This window comes from Pseudomonas sp. 05N434, assembly GCF_056396965.1.
Genome location: NZ_JBFTMK010000465.1, coordinates 1 through 4,057 on the forward strand (window position 1 = coordinate 1; position 4,057 = coordinate 4,057).

6 protein-coding genes are annotated in these 4,057 nt (G+C 54.8%); all 6 read left to right on the plus strand.

Annotated features, from left to right (window positions below):
• Positions 1 to 352 precede the first annotated feature (352 nt).
• A complete protein-coding gene (locus AC1DLB_RS23435) occupies positions 353 to 727 on the plus strand; it encodes a DUF6124 family protein (RefSeq protein WP_477744060.1) in 375 nt (124 codons plus the stop codon).
• 35 nt (positions 728 to 762) lie between these two features.
• Positions 763 to 1,020 (plus strand): hypothetical protein, encoded by a 258-nt coding sequence (locus tag AC1DLB_RS23440; RefSeq protein ID WP_028939924.1) that lies wholly within the window; start codon positions 763 to 765, stop codon positions 1,018 to 1,020.
• Between the two features lie 144 nt (positions 1,021 to 1,164).
• On the plus strand, positions 1,165 to 2,205 hold the full coding sequence (locus AC1DLB_RS23445) for a DMT family transporter (protein WP_477744061.1): 1,041 nt from the start codon (positions 1,165 to 1,167) through the stop codon (positions 2,203 to 2,205).
• A gap of 227 nt (positions 2,206 to 2,432) precedes the next feature.
• The gene (locus tag AC1DLB_RS23450; RefSeq protein ID WP_477785726.1) at positions 2,433 to 2,801 is read left to right on the plus strand and encodes a DUF6124 family protein; all 369 of its coding nucleotides are present in this window, start codon (positions 2,433 to 2,435) and stop codon (positions 2,799 to 2,801) included.
• 430 nt (positions 2,802 to 3,231) lie between these two features.
• Positions 3,232 to 3,924, plus strand: coding sequence for a DUF433 domain-containing protein (locus AC1DLB_RS23455; protein ID WP_477744062.1), 693 nt, complete (start codon positions 3,232 to 3,234; stop codon positions 3,922 to 3,924).
• The coding region (locus AC1DLB_RS23460; RefSeq protein WP_477785727.1) for a PIN-like domain-containing protein at positions 3,921 to 4,057 on the plus strand (137 nt) is incomplete at its 3' end. The genes AC1DLB_RS23455 and AC1DLB_RS23460, both read left to right, overlap by 4 nt.

Below are 4,057 nucleotides of genomic sequence, written 5' to 3' on the forward strand. Positions count from 1 at the left end.
GGGGTTTGGCATTCAAACGCTCATCAACACCCCCACTCCGTCCTAGGAAATTTCCCTCAAAACGTATCGCCTTCCATGAACTAGCGGGCGCCGCTCATCGAGGATAGCCTCCAGGTGTCGCTGCAATTCAGCGATTGGGCTTTGACAGGCCGAAAAGTGTAACCTTTCACTCCTCCTGATCAGGCAGCATGCTCACGCGCATGCAGTCTCGTTTATGGCGGCTGTGCGTGGGGCATCTTCGGGTGCACCGGGTTCCTACACTACCGGTCTGTCAACCCGCGTACAGCTGCCACCCAATTCTGTTTGACAGCAGAAGGGTGGTCGCCTCCAAAACTAGTGTAGGAGCATCAACATGAAGAAGATCACCCCCAACCCTCCAGAAACCGATACCCCTTCAGAACCCGAAACCCTCGACCTGACCCAACTCTCCCAAGCCACCCAACGCGCCGTCAGCGCCCGCTTGCGCAACCCGAAACAGCCCGACCCCGTGAGCCAAGTGTTCACCATCCTCCCCGACGTCGACACCCCCACCCTGCTCGCTCACGCCAGCGAAACCCTGGCCTCCCTGAACGTCATGACCACCGACCTGGCCGACCAGCTTGAAGGCTCGCATCGCAATGTGGCGTTGGCGATGCAACAACTGGCCGTGCTGGCCGAGATGTTGATCAATCGAGCGCTGGATAACCTTGATTCGCCCATGCCGGCGATCGAGCCCGTCTGCCACTGAGTGATCGCGCTCGTTGATCGAATGGAGGTTTTGTCATGGATCGATACATGCCGATCACCGGCATCGACTGCACTATCGCGTCGCTGCTGATCGACACTGAAGCGCCGCTGGATGTGCTGCATGAAACGGCGGCTTACCGCATCCGCACGGCGACTCAATTGCTGGAGAGTTTCGCTGTGAACGAAGGCGTTCACAGTGAGCTGGCGCGGGTATTGGTGACTTCGTTGCGCGATGGTTGCGATTTGCTGGATGTGGTGGGGCGGCGGTTGCAGAGGCAGGTTTCAGCGTCTTAACAATTCCGGCAGCCGCGCCCCCAACGTAAAAAGGCACCTGACTAGCCTATCGCAGGTGCCTTTTTTGTGGGTTCGATTCAATGCGCTATCGATGCATGACGAGTATCGTGTCTCTCAACAATGCCTTTTGCTACGGAACAGATGATGAACAAAAGCGTTTTATACGCCTTGGGTGCTGCAGCGCTGTTTGGTGCCAGCACGCCGCTTGCCAAGGTCCTGGGGCTGAACGTTTCACCCGTCTTGCTCGCCGGTTTGCTTTACCTGGGAAGTGGCTTGGGTCTCACGGTTACCCGGCTGATCCGTGATCGCGGCTGGCAGCCTGTCGGTTTAACCATTTCAGAATGGCCATGGCTCATTGGTGCTATCGCGTTCGGCGGCGTGTTGGGGCCGGTGTCTTTAATGTTTGGCCTTACCCTCACATCAGCTACCACTGCTTCGCTGTTGCTAAACCTTGAGGCGGTATTGACCGCCCTGCTTGCCTGGATGGTGTTCAAGGAGAACGCCGATCGGCGGATCGTCGCTGGAATGATCGCAATCGTTGCCGGTGGCGTGCTCTTGGGTTGGCCTCAAACTTCCGCAGGGATCCATGGCTGGGTTGGCCCGGTCGCCGTGGTGATTGCCTGTTTTTGTTGGGCCATCGATAACAACCTTACCCGGAAGGTTTCCGCATCGGATGCATTGTTTATCGCTGGCATCAAAGGATTGGTCGCCGGGGTCGTCAACTGCGCTTTGGGGATTGCTCTTGGCATGCATCTCCCCGAGTTATCTCTATTGGGGCCAACGCTACTGGTAGGCTTTTTGGGCTACGGCGTTAGCCTGGTGYTGTTCGTTTTGGCTTTGCGGGGGCTTGGCACCGCGCGCACAGGTGCGTACTTCTCTACTGCACCGTTCCTGGGGGCCGCTATTTCGATCCTGTTGTTAGGCGAAGCGGTGACGTGGGTGTTTTGGGTGGCTGCCGGCCTGATGGGAATTGGCGTCTGGATACACCTGACCGAAAGCCACTCTCACGAGCACCAACACGATCCGCAAACACATGACCATCCGCATATTCATGATGAGCACCATCAACATGAACATGCCTTTGAGTGGGACGGCACTGAACCTCATAGCCATTTACACGACCACGCTCCCATTAAGCACAGTCATCCGCACTTTCCCGATATCCATCACAGGCACCAACACTGAGCGACTGAGACGGCGCGGCAGTTGCTCAGGGTCAACAGTAGTGGAAAAGGATTTCTCTGACAGATTAGAACCACGTCATCCTGGGAATTTTCCTGCAACCCGTAGCGACTGCCATGAACTGGTGAACAACATTTCTGAAAGATAGTCTTCACCCTTCGCTGCGACCCTGCGGATGGTTTTAACAAGCCGAAATTACGTAAGGATCCCTAAACCAATGGAACGCCCTTATGAAAAAGATCACCCGAATCCCACTGAAAAATCCGGCCACTTCACAACCTGAAACCCTCGACCCGACCCAACAGCCCAAAACCACCGAACGCTCCGTCAGTGCCCGCCGGCGCAACCTGAACAGGAACATCTTCAGCGTCCGCCCCGACGTCGACATGCCCACCCTGCTCGCTCACGCCAGCGAAACCCTGGCGTCCCTCAACGTCATGACGCTGGACTTTGCCGACCGACTCGAAGGCCCGCAGCGCAATGTGGCACTGGCGCTTCAGCAGTTGACGATGCTGACTGAGCTTTTGGTCAACCGAGCGAAGGATAACCTTGATCCGAACGCGTCGGTGGCCGCGGGAGAGCCTCCCGTTCTTYACTGAGTGATCGCGCTCGTTGATCGAATGGAGTCTTTACCGCTCCCCCAACACAAAAAGGCACCTGACGAGAATATCGCAGGTGCCTTTTTGGGCTTTGAATGGGTAGAGATGTTCTGTATGCGTGACAATTGAAGCTGAATGTTACTTATACGAGACAATGCAGTGTCAGACGACTCAACACTAGGTTTCATAATCTGCAACTTACTGTCGACTCAATAGACGACAGAGTAGCCACGTTTTCGCCCAAGCGACTTACAGGACAGGGTTTTCAGAAATTTCCTGCAAGCCGTGACGACTCCGAGCTGATTGTGTAGCTCACGCTTCAAACCTACTCTGCCCAAACAAAACAGCGGTTCGTCCCCGACCAGTTGCTTGAGTTCACCCTTACGACCAGAATCCATCCATCGGATCACCTGCTGACAAGGAGGCCAACATGCAAAACATTAAGCTACCTAGCCGCCTTGTCGGCATTGGCTTGTACACCCCAGCAGAAGCTTCGCTTTACACCGGGATTTCAGCTACCGATATACGCCGCTGGTTATTCGGATACACCGCCCACGGTGTTCAGCATCCGGGGCTTTGGGACTCAGAGCTGTCTGATGTGAACGAGTGCGTTCTAGGTTTTCATGACTTACTGGAAATTCGTTTCGTTCATGCTTTTCGCCAACACGGCGTAAGCCTGCAAGCCATCCGTAGTGCCTCGCAGCAAGCAAAAGAGTTGTTTAACCAACCGTACCCATTCACCTGCAAACGCTTTCAAACCGACGGACGAAGCATCTTCGCCACGGTGATGGGTGAAACAGGGGATGAGGCACTTCTGGACTTGATCAAGCGACAGTATGCATTCGAACAAGTCATCAAACCTTCGCTCTATGAAGGTATCGACTACACAGGATCAGGCTCGGCGCAGCGCTGGTATCCGGTCAAACGCAGCAAAGCCATCGTTCTCGACCCCTCTCGAAACTTTGGAAAACCTGTCCTGTCAGGTACGGGAATTGACACAGCAGCCATTTTTAGCGCCTACAGAGCTGAAGGCAGAGACGTCAAACGTGTAGCCCGCCTCTATGAAATACCTATTGCTGCAGTTGAGGCAGCGGTCAGTTTTGAGCAAAGGAATGCGGCTTGAAGTTCCTATTGGATAACAATCTTCCCCCTGCGTTGGCCCGAGCCTTGAACGAACTGACTAAAGCTGAGGGCCATTCGGTACTGTCTTTAAGGGATAAATTTCCGCAAAGCACCGCTGATGTGGCATGGATATC

Bases quoted from the DNA above. Each gene is read 5' to 3' on its own strand.
- AC1DLB_RS23440 (WP_028939924.1), top strand. From the start codon at position 763: ATGGATCGATACATGCCGATCACCGGCATCGACTGCACTATCGCGTCG.
- AC1DLB_RS23455 (WP_477744062.1), top strand. From the start codon at position 3,232: ATGCAAAACATTAAGCTACCTAGCCGCCTTGTCGGCATTGGCTTGTAC.
- AC1DLB_RS23435 (WP_477744060.1), top strand. From the start codon at position 353: ATGAAGAAGATCACCCCCAACCCTCCAGAAACCGATACCCCTTCAGAA.